Raw genomic sequence first — 15,760 nt, 5'->3', positions numbered from 1 at the left:
CCCGGGGCGTTGCCCCGGGCTAAACTGTCTTGCCCCTTCAGGGCAATTTTCTCCGCTACCAGTTGTTCCCTGGTTTCATGTGCCAACGGCACTACACAATTTAGCCTAGGGCGAAGCCCTAGGTCTGGGCAGCATCACCCCTCCCCTCTATTTGCCCTGTAGGGGCAACACAAATCCTTCCATCGAAATATCATTCCTTTACCGGGCAATATTTAAAACAACGGCCGCAGCTGTAACAGGTGCCGCGGTCGGGTTCGTAGCCATCGCGCTTGCGCAGAATGGAAACGGAAATCAGCTTGCAGCCGATGACCAACCCAATGAATGCGCCGAGTCCCATGCCCCCCGTGCCGAAACCGTTCTTGAGATCGAGCGCTTCGGCGTAGAGCTCTTCGATGGGTTGGTCGGAACCGCGGAAGGCTTCGGACTCGATGTTGGTTCCTTCGTAGCGCCCCAGCTCTTCGCCCGCGACGCGCTCGGCCAGCTGCACCGTCGGGTGCATGCGCGAAAGCGGTTCCTTCAACAAGCCGCCGACGCCGACGCCGATGGCGACGAGCACGGGCACGAGTAGAATAAGCAGGCCGAGCCGTTTGGCGCCTGTGGAACGGGCTTCGGGTTCCGCGGCGGGCGTGGGTTCGTTGATGGCGTTGTACGGACAGGAGTCGGCGCAGAGGTGGCAGGTAATGCAGTCGGACGGCGTGATGACGGCGTGGCGGCGGGAGAGTTTGGAGCACCAGTTCAGCAGCACGCCGTAGGGGCAGAGGAAGCGGCAGTAGGGCCGCGCCACGAAGATGCCCAGCACCAGCATGAGCCCGCCGAAAACCAGCATGCCGAAACCGCCGCCCAGTCGGAAGAAGCCGACGAACGGATCGTATTGGCAGATGATGAACCCCGCGCCCATCACCACGGAGAGCACCGTGAGACCGAGATAGATGAACGGGAAGATCGAGAGCACCTTTTCAACGGCGGGCGGCACCTTGACGGGCTTGATCGCCACCGCTTCCTGGATGGCGCCCAACGGACAGACCGCCGCGCAGAAGACGCGGCCGAAAAAAAGCGCAAACACCAAGGGCGCCGCAAAGAAAACGAGCACCGTCAGCGGAACGCCGTAGGTTGAATCGACGATCCCCGCAACGATGTTCTGCACCGAGCCGACGGAGCAGACGCAGCCATTGCGGATGAAGCCGAAGTAGACCATCGAAAAGAGCGTCAGCAACAGGATCTCGTTGCGCTTGCGGCGCTTCAGCACGAGATATGCGGCCAGCGCCAACGAACCGATCAATACCGCAACGTCCCACCCCGCCATCGCATTCGAAGGCGCGGGCGTATGCACGGCGGGATGTTCATAGCCCGTCGAAAACTCCGGCATCGGAAAACGGAACTCGGCGTGGGCGGAAACCGCGAAGAACAGCAGAAGGATAATGGACCGCAACGACGCAAAGGTGCGAAGGCTTGCAGATTTAAATTCTTTGCATCTTTGCGGCTTTGCGGTCATTAACTGATTCTCTTTTCCTGATCGGATTTAAGGAGATAGGCATCGTCCTTGGCGACGACGCGGACGAAGGCATCGGACGGGCAGGCGTGGGCGATGGCGCATTCGTTGCAGTTGACGCAGAGGTCGTGCTTGACCTGCAGATACATCGAGCCGTTGCCGAAGACGGAGCAGCCCTCGACGCAAATGCCGCAGCCGATGCAGAGCGCTTCGTCGATCTTGTATTGGAAATAGGGGTCCTCGATGAAGGTGCGCTTGATCGCGGCGGTGGGGCAGAGCTGGTTTTCCGCCGCCGTATTGCGTCCCTTGGCGTCGGGGCGGAGAAAACCGCCGCAGAGATCGCAGTAGCCGCAGATGGAATAGGAGTGGACGCACTTGACGGCCGACGGCGCCAGTACGCAATGCGTGGCGCAGCGCCCGCAGCGCGTGCACTTTTCGGGATCGATCTGCCACACCAGCTTGGGCGAACGCCTGCGCGCCGCCGCCAGCACCGTGCCGCCGATCGCAACCGCCGCCGCCCCGCGGATAAAGTTGCGGCGCCCTCTGTTTTCTTCCGGCTTCATTTCAGCCCCAGACTGCACGTTCCATTTTGCAGCTTTGCGCACGCGCCGCACCGGCTGGAGCATTCAACCTTTTCCGTCCGCGACACCAACACGACGCCGTATCCAACGATGCCGGCAAGCACCCCGCCACGGGCGATGTTTTTCAAGACTTCCGTTCGATCCATCCGTTTCATTTGATCTCCTCGAAAACACGAACCTGGTTGCGGCCCGGATCCAGTACATAAATTTTTCCGTCCTCGCCCACGGCAATATCCAGCCCGGACGCATCTTCGTCGAACTGATCCGGCGCGGCAACCACGCAACGCAGCGAACCATCGATATTATGGATCTTGATGCGCGGCAACCCCTTCTCCGCCGTGACGAATCCGCCGTCGGGCAACAGCGCAAAGTGCGACGGGTTGCAACATCCGCTGAAACCTCCGATGGTCATGCCGGGCGCTTCCCAGCTCGAAAGCGGCATGCCGTCGGGCCGATAGTTCTCCAGCGCATGGTAGCCGGGATTGACCGCCCAGAGCGACCCGTCGGCGCGGCTGATCGCCAAATCGAAGAACGGACTTGGAATGTTGAACCCGCGCACGCCGTTTGCCCAATCCTTCTTGCCAATCTCGAAGGGCTTGCCGCCCTCCTTCTTGTAGCGCCAAATGCGGCGGCTCCCGGCATCGGCAACATAAACATACCAGTCATCCACCGCGATGGAGGTGAGAAAGGCCTTTTCCGCCGGACTTGGCCATGCCGTCCGTTGCCCATCCTTGCCGATCAACACCACATGATCCTGCATGCCGACAAACAACGTTCCGGCATCGTCGACGGCCAAACAGCTGGGCGTTCCTTCGACCGCAATGGGGGCTTCGCCAACCAGCTCGATCGCGTTTTCGCCGCCAATGTAGAGCTGCCGTTTTTCGGAAACGGCAATTGCCGATGCGTTCTTGAGCGCAGGTAAAACCGGATCCGTTTCCGTGTACTTAATCAACCTCGGATCCACCTGGCGGTATTCGGCCAGCGAATAGTCGAAGTTCTTGCCCAAATCGGCGCGACGGTTCTTCCCGAGAAAAACGCCGACTCCCAAAATCAAAACCATCAGAGCAATGAACCAGACCCAATTGTGGATTGTTTTTTTCATTCCCCCCCCACCTCAATGCAAACCATCCGAGTCGAATCGCGCAGGAGCATGCGGGTTCCGACCAAGGCGATCGGCCCCCAGGCATCGTGGCCGTCGAGGATGCGATACTGCGCGAGCGGCACATAGCCGGTCTTGTCGAGCGCGAGCATGTTCAGGGTGCCGTCGTCGTCGAGCACATAGAACTTATCGTCGGCCAGCAGGAAGGGCCCGAGCCCGAACCGCGCCGTCTTGCCGCTCGACCAGACCAGTTCGCCGCCGGCGGGATCGTAGCAAACAAACTGCTGCTTCAGCGCCCCGGCATCCTTGGGCATGATGCCATAGAGCAACCCATCGACCAGGATCGGCGTCTGCTGTTCGCAGGCGAGCCAATCCTTCGGACCATTCTTGGCGACTTCCTTGGCGACATACCCGTCGGCCGTTTTTTCCACCTGCACCATCAGGCTGCCCGAGCCGTAGCCCGCCGTAATGAAAATCCGGTCGGCGGAAACCATCAGCGGCGACGGCGCAATGACCGATGCGCTCCACGGGATGTCCCACAGCAGCTCGCCCTCTTTGGAGACGCCCACCATCCCGCCGACGGCCGCGTAGACATACATCTCCTCGCCAAGCACCTTGAGCGGCATGATCGAAGAGTGCGACATTTTCCAGCCCTTGGGATTGGGCACTTGCCAAACCACGGCTCCCGATTTGCAATCGACCGCCATCATGAGCACTTCGCTACCGCCGGGCGCAATGATCGCCTTGCCCCCGTCGATGAGCGGGCACTGTCCGGTAAACCAAAGCGGCTCGGTGGTACCGTAGTCCTTCTGCAAATCAAGGCCCCAGCGAAACACGCCCGTCTTGGTCTCGACGCACGAAACGTGGCAGCGCGGGCCGATGGCGACGATGCAGTCCTCGGTGACCGCCGGGATGGTGCGCGAAAGTCCGTGATTGCGCTTGGCCGGCAACGCATAGGAGCGACGCCAGATCTCCTGGCCATCGGCCAGCGAGAAGCAACGCAGCGCATCGGAACGGGTTTCCTCGTTGTAGTCGAACAGGTAGACGCAGCCGTCGAGTACGGCCGGCGCGGCGTGCCCTTCGCCGAGTTCGACCGACCAATAAACCTTGGGACCGTCCTCCGCCCATCCGTCGGCAAGCTTGGCGCCGCCCTTGTAGATGTTGTCGAAGTCCGCCCCCCGAAAGCGCGGCCAGTTGCCGGGCAGCTCCGAGGGAACGCCGTCGAAGGTTTCGAGTTTCCCGGCCAGCTCAATGCGCAGCTCGTCCTTGGTGCGCTCGGCTACCGGCGGTGCGCCGTCCTTTCCGGGAACGCGCCGCTCCAATCCGGCCGACGGATCGGCGGAGAGCCATCCCGAGAGCACATGCAAAGCCGCCCATCCACACAATACGAGGATGGGCACCGCCACCAAACAGCTTGTTGTTTTCTTAATCAAACCAGATCCAGCATTTTGGCGGCCACCCGCCGCAACAGGGTTTTGAGCATGGCGCTCTGCAACGGGTTGAGCGCCCGCAACGCTTCGTTCTTATAGTGCTCCAGCAATTGCGACGCCTTTTCCACCACCATCAACTCATCCAACCGATTCCGCACCTGAGGGGTCAGTCCCGTATTCTCGTAATTACTAGAATACGGGACTGACCCCTCGGGGGTGGGCGTCAATGCGAGAATGATCGACGCGCGGAGGTCGGCGGCTTCGCCGGAGGTGTATTCCTCCAGATCGTCGCGGATTTGGTAGGCGATGCCGAGCGACTCGCTGAACGTGTGGAGGGCATCGAGCAGCTCTGGGCCGGCGTTGGCGGCGACGGCGCCGAGCAGGAGGGAGACGCCGAAGGCGGGCGCGGTTTTGCGGCGGGCGATTTCGATGACCTGCTGCGCCGAGAAGGATCGGTTGCGCTCGGTGCCGATGAGTTCTTCGCCCTGGCCGACGCAGAGGGTGCGGTGGTTGGCGGAAGCGACGCGCAGCAGCGCGGCGGCGTTGTTTTCAACTTCGCCGATCCAGCGGTAGCCCTCGCCCACCAAGAGGTCGCCCACGTTGATGGCGACGGGGATGCCGTATTGCTTGTGGAGCGTCGGCTGGCCATAGCGCAGGTCGTCGGCGTCTTCGATGTCGTCGTGGACGAGCGAGGCCTTGTGGAAGCATTCGACGGCGATGGCGAGCTTGCGGACGTCGGCGGGGAAATCGGTGGAGCCATCGTTGAGGGCGCTGTAGGTGCAGGCGAGCAGGAACGGCCGCCAGCGCTTGCCATCCTTGAGCAGCCAATCGTAGGCGATGCGCTCGGTCTCGGTTGCACAGTCGAACGGTTCGGCGAACCAGCCATCGACGATCGCGTGGATGGCCTGGGTATCGACCTGGTTTTTCCACGGCACGGACGACTTGAGCCGGATGGCTTCGCGGACGTGCTCGAAGTCGGTTTCGGTATTGACGCAGCCGTCGATGGTGAGCGGGATGGCGAGGCCGGGGATGGCGCCGTCGGCCATGGTCGGGAAGGATTTTTCGAGGGCGTTGAGGCAGCTGACGCCGACGACGGCATCGACCTTTCCCCCCACCAGCAGCTTGGAGACGACGGTGGAGCCTTCGGCCACGAGGACGACGTAGCCGAGGTCTTCGGCCAGCGCCTGCAGCGAACCGATGTTGCAACGGCCGCACTCTTCGCAGAGCAGGCCGAATTCGTCGAGCGTGGCGGGGCAGTCGGCAAAGTTGCGCAGGCATTGGGGCAGCAGCAGCAAGCGGCGGCTGTAGGGAATGGAGGCGACGGTTTCGCGCCACACCTCGTTGTTGAGCAGCACCATGACGTAGTCGACGAGCGACGATTGAGACGTGACCCGTGCCGCGTGGTCGCGCAGCTCCTCCATCGAGAGCGGCGGCACCAAGCCATGCTTCGCTGCATGTTCGGCAACGGCTTGCTGCATCTCGCGGCGCCGGGCCCGTTCGGCCGGTACGCCATACTCTGGTTTGGTTTTTTCCATTACCTCAGATCAACGCACTTGAGGGTATTCCAATCGCGGACGAGCAGCAGCCCGTCGGCGAGAGCGAGCGGCGCCCAGGCCATATCGTTCGCCTCGACCATTTCGGCGGAAGCCATCAGCTGGAATTTACTGGGATCGGCCTTCACGAGGTGGAGCATGCCCGTCTTGCCGTCGAGCATGATCAGCTTGCCGTCGGCCAGAATGAAGCCGCCGCGTTCGAAGTTGGGCGCACCGTCGATATCCTTGGTGCGCCAGGCCAGCTTGCCGGCGACCGAGAACGAGGCGAGCCCATCGTTGCGGCTGTTGGAGTTGCTGCCGATGAAGAGATGGTCGCCGGCGAGAATCGGCTGATGGAGCTGCGCGCCGACGTCGTCGGTTTTGTAGAGCTCCTTCACCGCGAAGTCCGCGCCCTTCTTGACGATCTGGATCATGGCCGAGCCGGCATCGTAGCCGCCCGTGATGAAAAAGCGGTTATCGGGCAGCAGAACGGGATGGGGAATCGCATAGTCGCAACTCCAACCGGTGTAGTCCCAAAGGATCGAGCCATCGCGCGGCGAAAGGCCCACAACATGGCCGGGCGCCAGCTCCTTCTTGGGCTCCTCCTGTGCCGGCTCGTCGCGCCTGCGGCGCGACGGGCGCGGCGCCTTTTCGGCCGAGCCGATGGCGATCACCATATCCTGCCCGCAGACCTGTTCAACGCGCGGGCCCCCATAGGCGTGGAAGCCGAGCCCCGGCGACGTCCAGCGGCGTTCGCCCGACGCGGCATCGTAGGCCGCAACTCCGACCTCGGCGGCATTGGGCGCCACCAGCACCAGGTTGCCGTAGAGCGAGGGCGACTGCGCGATGCCGAACTGGTGCACCTCGTTGTCGTAGTCCTTGGCGATGTTGTGCCGCCATTTGACTTTCTTCGCCTTGAGATCGATGCAGACGAAGGTGCCGTAGCTCGTCACGAGATAGGCATGGCCATCGGCGATGGTCGGCGTGCCGCGGGAACCATCAAACTTTTTGCTTCTGAGCGTTCCCGGATCGGGGAACGCGACCTGCCAAAGATCCTTGCCGGACTTCATGTCGATGCAGCGCAACAGGCTGTCGTCGCCGGCGCGGTCGGTGAGATAGGCCTTGCCCTCGACAATGGCGGGGCCCGAGTAACCGTCGTGCACGGCGGTTTCCCAAAGCACGTTCGGCCCCCCGGACGGCCACGCGTCGGCCAGCCCGGTTTCGGCCGAGATGTTGTCGCGATTGATCCCCGCATACTGCGGCCAGTCGGCGGCGGTCGCCGCCATGGATATTGCCACTGCCAAACCCGTCATCATCGTTTTCATTGCGCACCACCTTTCGGATCAAAATAAATATATTCCAACGTATAGCCGTTGGGGTCGAGGAAGTAGAGGCTTGCCCCGTCCCACCGTTCATATGCTTCTTTCACGATCTTCACCCCCTGCGCCTTGAGATGCTCCTGGAAAGCAAAGACCTCCTGCACCGAGCCGGCCGCCAGGCCGAAATGGGTAAAGGCCTTGCCCCAATGCTTCGGGCGCATCTCGGCAGCGAACCGCTCGGCGTCGCCCGGATACTGGATCAGCGCCAGCACATCGTCGGCGCCAATCTGGAAGAAGGCGTCCTTTTCGCGGCGGTCGCTCATTTCGAGCCCCAGCACCTCGCCATAAAAGCGGATCGACTCGTCGAGATCGGACACCGAGAGCCCGAAGTGGCAGATACCCTGGATAAAATCACTCATCGTTTTTCCTGCAACGTTTCAATGCCTCCACCGAGAAAATCAGCGGATAGAGCTTTTCCGAGTACCATAGACTCGCAAAATAGAGCCCGATTGGGCTAGCCGGAAATCGCGTTCCTTCGGCGGTCTTTTCAAGCAAAACATCTACGCCTTTCCCGGTCATTCCAGTCCATAGCGCCAGCTCTTCGATGCCGAGTCCATCGGGCGGGAGATGTTCCAGCCACCGGAAAGCGCGCTGCTTCATTGGGCCCACCTGCGGGAATTGCTTTTCGTCGAGCCCGGTCAGCGCCTCCAGTACGCGGCAGGTTCCATAGACGGGGTTTTCCCGGTCGGGGTTCGATTGGCTGCCGAACCACAGCGGCACCCAAGAGCCGTCCGGACGCTGCTGCTTTTCGAGGTAGGCCACCCCGGTCAGGATCGAATCGAACATCGCCGCCCAGAGGTTTTCATCGACGTCGTCGCGCCAAAGCGCAAAGGCGCGGATCATGTGGGCGGTCAAATCCGGGCAGCTCCGGTCGAACGGCAACTTGCCCCAGCCCTTGCAGAAGGTCGGCATCCCGCCGTCGCGGTTCTGCAGTTGCAACAGCCACAGAATGCCGCGTTCGGCGATCGCCGTATCGCACCCCAGTTGATGGAGGGCAATCAATGCCGCCGCCGTATCGTCGGCGTCCGGCACCCCGCCCTGATGGTTGGTCCACCCCCACCCCCCCGGCTCGGCGTGGGTAAACGGATGCTCCTCTTGCCACTGCGTCTTGACGAGATGGTTGCGAAGGGCATCCCGCTGTTCATCGGACAGATCGCCGTCCAGCGCCCGAACAGCGAGCGCGGTCACCCAGGATGAAAGATTGATGTCGATCGGCCAGCAGCCCTCCGCCCGGACGGTCTCTTCCAAAAAGCGGATGCAGTTTTTTGCGACGGGATGGTCGCCCTGCCCCGCCCCGACGAGGCTCATCGCCACGAAGCCGGTCAAGGGCGCCGCCTCCAGAAAGCCGCCGCTCTCCGGCTGGATCGAACGCAGGATGGCGAGCACCCTGGCAACCAGCCCGTTGCGGTAGCATGCAAGCGGCGCGGGTTTGTGCGCGTGGCGCACCAGGCCGATGGCAATCAACGCGGGAAGCGCGTAGCTGACGACGGGCAGGTTCAGGAAGCGGTACAACTTGTGCGGGAACACCGCCAGCTCGAACGGCAGTTGCGGAACGGCCGCCCAATCGTCGCCCAGCTTGCCGGCGAGCATGCACATCGTCAGGATCGGCACCGAGAAGGTGCGGTCCGCGCCGTAGAAGCGCAGGATTTCGGCGGCCAGTTTTTCGGGATCGCCCGTCTCCAGGTCGAGCGCGCAGCGGCACAGCAGGGTCGTCGTAAAATTACTCGGGCTCTCCGGACTGTCGCCCCAGCCGCCGTCCGCATTGCGGTGGTCGCGCAACCATTGAAGCCCGCGTTCCGCCAGCTCCGTTTTCCCCGCCGACTTCAGCGCAAACGCCGCCACCGCCGTTGCCAGGGCGGAGGACGACAGCTCGCCCTCCCACCGCCCCTGCGGCGTCAGTTCCGCCAGCAAGCGCGCGCGCGCGTTTTGGATGGCGTTATCGATTCCCATAATTCTTGGCCATGGATTGGGTGAGGCAGCCGATGGAGAGCAGGGCGTAGAAGGTGTACTCGACGTCTTCGAATTCGTCGGCGACGTGCCCGGCAAAGCCGCCGCTGTCGCGCCAGAGCGATTCCACATACTGGAAACAGGGCTTGTGAATATCGTCGAGGTCGACGCCCCGTTGGGTGAGCGCAAAAAGGGCGGTGGCGGTGGAGAGCAGGTCGGGGACATTGATCTGCTTCGACGGCGCAAACCCGCCGGCGGAACAGACGCGGGCAAGCAGTTCTTCGGCAATCCCCTCTTGGTGGCCCACCATGAGCGCCGCCGCCAGGTTGGTGGTGGGATCGGAGCGGGAAACCGCGATGGATGCGGGAGGCGCCGCGAAACGGAAGTCGCCGGCGAAGAGCCGCAGGAACAGGCCGTAGGCCGAATCGGCCTTGAACCGCTGCAACCCCTTGAGCAAACGGCGGCGGGTGGACCCGAAGTGCGGGAAGACGGTGCGCAACCGGATGAGGCAAACCAGATGGACCAGGTCGAGGTCTTTGCCCATGCCGAACGAAAGGGCATATTTCCAGATCTTGAAAACCGGGGGCGGATAGCCCAGCGCTTTAAGGCAGGCGACGGCAAAGACGGTGTAATACAGATCGCTCTTGGCGTCGCGCCCGCGGAATCCCCCGTCGCGATTTTGCCGCTCCCGGACAAAACGGGCAATCCTGCCGAGCGAGTCCCCGTCCAAAAAGCGGCGGGAAGCGGCGGCCGATTGCAGCAAGCGGTCTGATAGCGGTTTTCGTTCCACCCTTCCCCCTTATCCGTAGGCGCCGAAGCCGAAGAACCAGTTTTTCTTGGCGAAGCGGTAAGCCCAGCTGCGCTCGGGGATCTCGTTGCCGGGCTGGTGGTGGCTACCGCACGACCGCATGCAACCGAGTTCCTGCAACAGGGTGCCGCGCCCGGAACTGTCGACCGCGCCGTTGTTTTTGATGAACTCGGCCAGCACCTCGGGATGCTCCATGATGATGCAGCCCTGGGTGGAGGCGGCGCAGGTGGTGCGGAACTTGGCGAGGAATTCCGATTTGTTGAAAATGTCGTAGAGCCCGGTGCCGTCGCCGATGTTGTCCTTGGCGAACTGGAGCGGCGGGCAGGGTTCGATGTAGCCGTCGGGGCTGATGTGGTTGGCGATGCCGACGGCGGCGGGGCAGAGGGCGTTGCCTTGGTCGTCCCAGTAGGCATCGACCACCATGATCGGCGCCTGGGTGCGGATATCGACGATAAAGCGGCGGAGGTCGGTCACCTGCTGCTCGTCGAGCGCCAACTCCGGCGACGGGTTGGGGCCGACGGGGCGGTAGATGTAGTACCACAGATAGTGCGCGCCCAGCTTGACCACCTCGTTGACGAAGGTTTCGCTTGCGAGGTCGTCGATGTTGGATTTGCAGACGCTGGTGCAGACGCCCGTGACAAGGCGGTTTTTGGTGCAGTTGGCCAGCCCCATCATGGACTGTTCGTAGACGCCGTCGCCGCCGCGGCGGACATCGCTGACCTCTTCGAGCCCCTCGATGCTGACGAGCGGGCTGATGTTGCCGATGCGGCGCATCTCTTTGGCGACGGCATCGGTGATCATGGTGCCGTTGGTGAAGAGCAGGAAATAGCATTCGGGATGCTTTTCGAAGACCTCGAAGAGGCCCTCGTAAAGCAACGGCTCGCCGCCGAGGATGCCGAAGAAGTAGGAGCCCTGCGCCTTGCACTCGTTGATCATGTTGTCGAGCGTGCCGGGCGCGATCTCTTTCGGGGGATTGGTTTGCGACACCCAGCAACCTTGGCAGGCCAGATTGCAGGCGTTGGTGACGGAGATAAAGAGGAAGGCCGGGAAATATTCCCCGTTCTTCAGCCGTTTCTGGAACCGCTCGATCGAGCGCATGCCTTTGTAGCCGAAGTTGTAGGCAAACTTCCAGAGCAGCCGCTTGTCCGGCTCGGTCAACAGCCGCTTCATGAGAGTGGCGCTCATAATTTTTTCTCCGAGCATTTCCGGCGTTCTTCGAGCGCCTTATCGATCTTCTTTTGATCGAGCAGGGAACGGCGCTTTTGCTTACGCGCGTTGAGGGCGGCATAGACATCGTCGCCGAGGATTTCATCGACGTTGATCTTCACGTTGGCCTTGCGCTGGTCCTCGTCGGTGATTTCGGCGCCGTTGATGGGCGACTCGCCGACCTTGGGAAAGATGATGGCGGTCTCGGGGCAGATGCGCGCGCAGGCGGGGCAGTTGTTCTTGCAGCTGCCGGGATGGGCGACCACCACCCGGCCCTCGTCCGTTTTTTCGTAGACGCCGAAGAGGCAGAATTCATGGCACTGGCCGCAGGCGGTGCAGCGGTTGTAGTCGATGACGGGATACCAGGCGGGGTTGGACTGGAACGACGGATCGCCGGATGGGCGGATCGCCGGATCGCGGTGATTCACAACGTCGACCCCAGCGCCCAGCGGATGGCCGGCGAAATCGAACAGCGCACGGACGGCGCGCGGGTGGCAGGCGTGGATTTCGGCAAATTCGCTTGCCAGCCGCGGATCGCGCGCGGCGGCGGCTTTGCACAGGTCGGGAACGACTACCGCGGCAACGTCCCGCGGGACGCTGCCGACCTCGACCAACCCGCGCTCGGCGCATTGGCAGATCAGGATGGGTTTATTGGGAGACATCGATGGCAACCAGCGTTCCTTTGTCGTTGCGGCAGTAGACGATTCCGTTGGCGAGCACGGGCGGCGTCCAGCAGAGTTTGGCCAGCCCGGTTTCGAAGGTGGCCACCTCGACATATTTATCCGGATCGATCTTCGCAAAGAAGAGCGTTCCCTTTTCGTCGAGGACAATCAACTGTCCATCGGCCGCGATAAGCGAGCCGAAGCCGATGGGCTTGCTCCACTGCTCGGCGCCGTCCTTCGCATCGACGCAGCGGAGGAAGCCTTTGTTTTTGACATGGCCATCGACGCCATAGATGTAGCCGTCGATATGGATGCTGGTGCTGAACTGGTTGTTCATGAGGTCGCTTTCCCAAAGCGGTTCCAGCTTGCCGGAGGAAAAATCGAGCATGGCGCATCCGCTTTTGTAGGCGGATGAAATGTAGATGCGGTCGCCGATAATCACCGGATCGGCGCCATTGATGTCGTATTTGGTTTTCCACTCATAGCGGCCCGCCTCCGCGCCGGTCTGGGCATCGACGAGCAAAAGGCCGGGTGCGCTGAAGATGGCGGCGAGACGCTTGCCCCGATGGTTGAAGACCACGGGCGAGGCATAGCTTTGCAAACCGGAGCTGGTCCATTTGATCTTGCCGGTATGCTTATCGACCGCCGTGCCGGCCGCGCCGATGTTCAGCAGAATCAGGTCGCCTTCAATGACGGCGGAGGTGGAAATGCCCCACCCCCAACGGCTGTCTTTGTTGTTGGTCTCGGCCAGCACATCGGTTTCCCAACGTTTTTTGCCCGACCCCTCGTCAAAGCAGATCAGCAGCCCGGTTCGGCTGACGGTATACACCTTGCCGTCGTTGATGACGGGCGTGGCGCGCGGCCCCTTGTACTTCCCGGTCTCGCAATCGTAGGAATAGTTCCAGATCGTCGCGCCCGTCGCGGCCTCGAGGCAATAGACCGTATCGACGCCGTCGGCATGCCCCATGGTGTAGAGCCGGCCGTCCTTGACGCCGACCGCGGAATAGCCCACGCCCAGCTCCTTGGTCCAGATCTTCTTCGCCGACGTCGGCTTCAGCCCGGTTTCCTTCGAAATCCCATCGGCCGTGGGGCCGCGCCAGGTATACCAATCGTCCGCGACCGCGCCGGCGGCCACCGCCGCTGCCATCAAACATCCAATCCACTTTCCCATGAAAACCTCCGGTTAAGGCGACGGACTGTATATGAAACGAAACCGCAATGCAAAAGGATCGCGCAAAAGGTGGGGAAAAGAAAAAACCCGCTCCGGCAGAACCGAAGCGGGTTTAGAATGGAGCGAGCGAAGAGATTCGAACTCTCGACATTCACCTTGGCAAGGTGAAGCTCTACCACTGAGCTACGCTCGCGCTTTTTTCGCTGCCAGCCGACTCCTTCCCGGAGTGCGGCATTCCCTTTTCCCGACCTGCGGAAAAAGTGGCGGAGAGGGGGGGATTCGAACCCCCGGTACAGTTACCCGCACACGCGCTTTCCAAGCGCGCTCCTTAAACCACTCAGACACCTCTCCGGAATGGCAACAAGTCGGGAAAGCTACACACTCGCTTTTCGGAAAGCAATCGGGTTTTCCGGAATTTTTCATGGACCCCCAAAAAGTACCCGGAAGAAACCGGAAAAAAGCAATTGCCATATTTGGTACAGCTAGGATTATAGGTCGCTGTTTTTCCAATTTACGGAATCGGGGTTGAATTATGACACTGCAAGACTTGGTTGACTTAAAGACGGCGGCGCTGGAAAAGGCGAAAACCGCGGCGAATGCGGAAGCACTCGAGGCGATTCGCATCGAATATCTGGCACGCAAAGGGCTGCTCCCGAAAGTGATGCAGGAACTGAAGGACGTCGCGCCGGAAGAACGGCCGATGTTCGGCAAAACCGTCAACGAACTGAAGAACGAGCTGACGGAGCTGATCAAGTCGAAGCAAGCGGAATTCTCGGCAGGCGGCGCAACGGGCGCCGCCGGCTTCGACCTGACCCAACCCGGCCAGTGGCAGGGCCTCGGCACCCGCCATCCGATCACGCAGATCACCGACCGCATCACGAAGATTTTCCAAACCCTGGGCTTCACCGTGGCCGACGGCCCGGACATCGAAACCGTCTGGAACAACTTCGATGCGCTCAACACGCCGGCCGACCATCCTTCGCGCGACGAGCAGGACACGTTCTATTTGAACAACGGCGACCTGATGCGCTGCCACACCTCCCCGGTGCAAGTGCGCTACATGATGGGCCACAAGCCGCCCGTGCGCATCATCTCCCCGGGCCGCTGCTACCGCCGCGATACGCCGGACGCCACCCACTCGGCCAACTTCCACCAGGTCGAAGGCCTCTTCGTCGACGAAAACGTCTCGCTGGCCGACCTCAAGGGCACGCTCTCCTATTTCGCCCGCGAACTGATGGGGCCGGACGTGAAGATCCGTTTCCGCCCCCACTTTTTCCCGTTCACCGAGCCGAGCGTGGAAGTGGACTTCACCTGCCACGTCTGCGGCGGCAAGGGTTGCCGCGTCTGCAAAAACAGCGGCTGGATCGAGATCCTCGGCGCGGGCATGGTCGACCCCAACGTCTTCCAGGCCGTCGGCTACGACAGCTCGAAGGTGACTGGATTCGCATTCGGGATGGGCATCGAGCGCATCACCATGATTTTGTATGGCATTCACGACATCCGGAACCTCTACGAAAACGACGTACGGTTCCTTTCCCAATTCTAGAAGGAGCAGTCCGATGAAAGAGCTTAAAATCCATAGGGCGGAATCCCTGGGCAAAGCGACCCACGACTCGCCGCTGCAAGACCAACTCGTCCGCTTCTATGAAGGCGAAGCCGTGGCCAGCATCGACCGGACCAAAGAGTTCTCCGCCCTCGAAAGGATCGAGGACATCGAATATTTCGAGCTGGCGGGTCCGCGCAGAAAGCTGTTCTTCAACCCCAAGGATGTCACCGTCGGCATCGTCACCTGCGGCGGCCTTTGCCCGGGACTGAACGATGTCATCCGCGCGCTGACCTTCTGCAGCCTGGAGAGCTACGGCGTCAAACGCGTGCTGGGCTTCAAGTATGGCTACGAAGGCCTGGTGGCCAAGTACTACCACTACCCGATCGAGCTGACGACCGACAACACCGACGAGATCCACGAAAAAGGCGGCACCATCCTCAAGTCCTCCCGCGGCCGCCAGGACGAGGACGAGATCATCAACACCCTCGTCCACTATGGCGTCAACATCCTCTTCACCATCGGCGGCGACGGCACGCAGCGCGGCTCGCGCGACATCGTCAACAAGCTCAAAGAGCGCAACATCCCCATCGCGGTCGTCGGCATTCCGAAGACGATCGACAACGACATCAGCCTGATCCAGCGCTCGTTCGGCTTCGAAACCGCGGTGGAATCCACCTGGGACATCATCACCAACGCGCACAACGAAGCCCGCGCCTACCGCAACGGCGTCGGCCTCGTCAAGCTGATGGGCCGCGAGTCCGGCTGGATTGCCGCCTCGGCCGCCCTGGCCAACAGCGCCGTCAACTTTTGCCTGGTGCCGGAAGTGCCGTTCGACCTGCACGGACCGAACGGATTCCTCGAAGTGCTCGAAAAACGCTTGCGCCGCAAGGAGCATGCCGTGGTCGTGGTT

The 15,760-nt window shown here is 61.7% G+C and carries 15 protein-coding genes and 2 tRNA genes; 2 read left to right on the top strand and 15 right to left on the bottom strand.

Going from position 1 to position 15,760, the window contains the following annotated elements; translation table 11 throughout:
* Positions 1–190: 190 nt before the first annotated feature.
* The 15 genes from ABYO54_RS04620 to ABYO54_RS04550 form a co-directional block, all read right to left on the bottom strand.
* Positions 191–1,366, bottom strand: coding sequence for a 4Fe-4S binding protein (locus tag ABYO54_RS04620; RefSeq protein WP_372807070.1), 1,176 nt, complete (start codon positions 1,364–1,366; stop codon positions 191–193).
* A gap of 125 nt (positions 1,367–1,491) precedes the next feature.
* Positions 1,492–2,052, bottom strand: a complete 561-nt coding sequence (locus ABYO54_RS04615) for a 4Fe-4S binding protein (protein WP_372807069.1) — start codon at positions 2,050–2,052, stop codon at positions 1,492–1,494.
* Positions 2,049–2,225 (bottom strand): hypothetical protein, encoded by a 177-nt coding sequence (locus tag ABYO54_RS04610; protein WP_372807068.1) that lies wholly within the window; start codon positions 2,223–2,225, stop codon positions 2,049–2,051. The genes ABYO54_RS04615 and ABYO54_RS04610 overlap by 4 nt, the downstream gene beginning before the upstream one ends.
* Positions 2,222–3,172 (bottom strand): hypothetical protein, encoded by a 951-nt coding sequence (locus ABYO54_RS04605; RefSeq protein WP_372807067.1) that lies wholly within the window; start codon positions 3,170–3,172, stop codon positions 2,222–2,224. The genes ABYO54_RS04610 and ABYO54_RS04605 overlap by 4 nt, the downstream gene beginning before the upstream one ends.
* A complete protein-coding gene (locus ABYO54_RS04600; protein ID WP_372807066.1) occupies positions 3,169–4,602 on the bottom strand; it encodes a PQQ-binding-like beta-propeller repeat protein in 1,434 nt (477 codons plus the stop codon). The genes ABYO54_RS04605 and ABYO54_RS04600 overlap by 4 nt, the downstream gene beginning before the upstream one ends.
* Positions 4,599–6,134: a polyprenyl synthetase family protein gene (locus ABYO54_RS04595; protein ID WP_372807065.1), complete on the bottom strand. Its 1,536-nt coding sequence runs from the start codon at positions 6,132–6,134 to the stop codon at positions 4,599–4,601. The genes ABYO54_RS04600 and ABYO54_RS04595 overlap by 4 nt, the downstream gene beginning before the upstream one ends.
* Entirely contained in the window at positions 6,134–7,456 is a 1,323-nt protein-coding gene (locus ABYO54_RS04590) for a PQQ-binding-like beta-propeller repeat protein (protein ID WP_372807064.1), read from the bottom strand. Before ABYO54_RS04590 ends, ABYO54_RS04595 begins: the two co-directional genes overlap by 1 nt.
* On the bottom strand, positions 7,453–7,869 hold the full coding sequence (locus tag ABYO54_RS04585) for a VOC family protein (protein ID WP_372807063.1): 417 nt from the start codon (positions 7,867–7,869) through the stop codon (positions 7,453–7,455). The genes ABYO54_RS04590 and ABYO54_RS04585 overlap by 4 nt, the downstream gene beginning before the upstream one ends.
* Positions 7,862–9,460, bottom strand: a complete 1,599-nt coding sequence (locus tag ABYO54_RS04580) for a prenyltransferase/squalene oxidase repeat-containing protein (RefSeq protein WP_372807062.1) — start codon at positions 9,458–9,460, stop codon at positions 7,862–7,864. The genes ABYO54_RS04585 and ABYO54_RS04580 overlap by 8 nt, the downstream gene beginning before the upstream one ends.
* Entirely contained in the window at positions 9,447–10,247 is an 801-nt protein-coding gene (locus ABYO54_RS04575; RefSeq protein WP_372807061.1) for a prenyltransferase/squalene oxidase repeat-containing protein, read from the bottom strand. Before ABYO54_RS04575 ends, ABYO54_RS04580 begins: the two co-directional genes overlap by 14 nt.
* Positions 10,248–10,256: 9 nt before the next feature.
* Positions 10,257–11,450: a radical SAM/SPASM domain-containing protein gene (locus tag ABYO54_RS04570; protein ID WP_372807060.1), complete on the bottom strand. Its 1,194-nt coding sequence runs from the start codon at positions 11,448–11,450 to the stop codon at positions 10,257–10,259.
* On the bottom strand, positions 11,447–12,133 hold the full coding sequence (locus ABYO54_RS04565) for a ferredoxin family protein (RefSeq protein ID WP_372807059.1): 687 nt from the start codon (positions 12,131–12,133) through the stop codon (positions 11,447–11,449). The genes ABYO54_RS04570 and ABYO54_RS04565 overlap by 4 nt, the downstream gene beginning before the upstream one ends.
* Positions 12,120–13,304 (bottom strand): PQQ-binding-like beta-propeller repeat protein, encoded by a 1,185-nt coding sequence (locus ABYO54_RS04560; RefSeq protein WP_372807058.1) that lies wholly within the window; start codon positions 13,302–13,304, stop codon positions 12,120–12,122. The genes ABYO54_RS04565 and ABYO54_RS04560 overlap by 14 nt, the downstream gene beginning before the upstream one ends.
* A 118-nt stretch (positions 13,305–13,422) precedes the next feature.
* Positions 13,423–13,497: transfer RNA gene (locus tag ABYO54_RS04555), tRNA-Gly, on the bottom strand.
* Between the two features lie 68 nt (positions 13,498–13,565).
* Positions 13,566–13,655, bottom strand: a tRNA-Ser gene (locus tag ABYO54_RS04550).
* Between the two features lie 181 nt (positions 13,656–13,836).
* Here ABYO54_RS04550 and pheS point away from each other — a divergent pair.
* Together pheS and ABYO54_RS04540 are read left to right on the top strand one after the other, a co-directional pair.
* Positions 13,837–14,850: a phenylalanine--tRNA ligase subunit alpha gene (pheS, locus tag ABYO54_RS04545; RefSeq protein WP_372807057.1), complete on the top strand. Its 1,014-nt coding sequence runs from the start codon at positions 13,837–13,839 to the stop codon at positions 14,848–14,850.
* A gap of 13 nt (positions 14,851–14,863) precedes the next feature.
* A partial coding sequence (locus tag ABYO54_RS04540; protein ID WP_372807056.1) for an ATP-dependent 6-phosphofructokinase occupies positions 14,864–15,760 on the top strand: 897 nt, incomplete at its 3' end.

Source organism: Pontiella sp., assembly GCF_041622395.1.
Classification (GTDB): domain Bacteria; phylum Verrucomicrobiota; class Kiritimatiellia; order Kiritimatiellales; family Pontiellaceae; genus Pontiella.
Note: the sequence above shows the minus strand (reverse complement) of the source record. Positions and strands in the feature narration are given on the sequence as shown.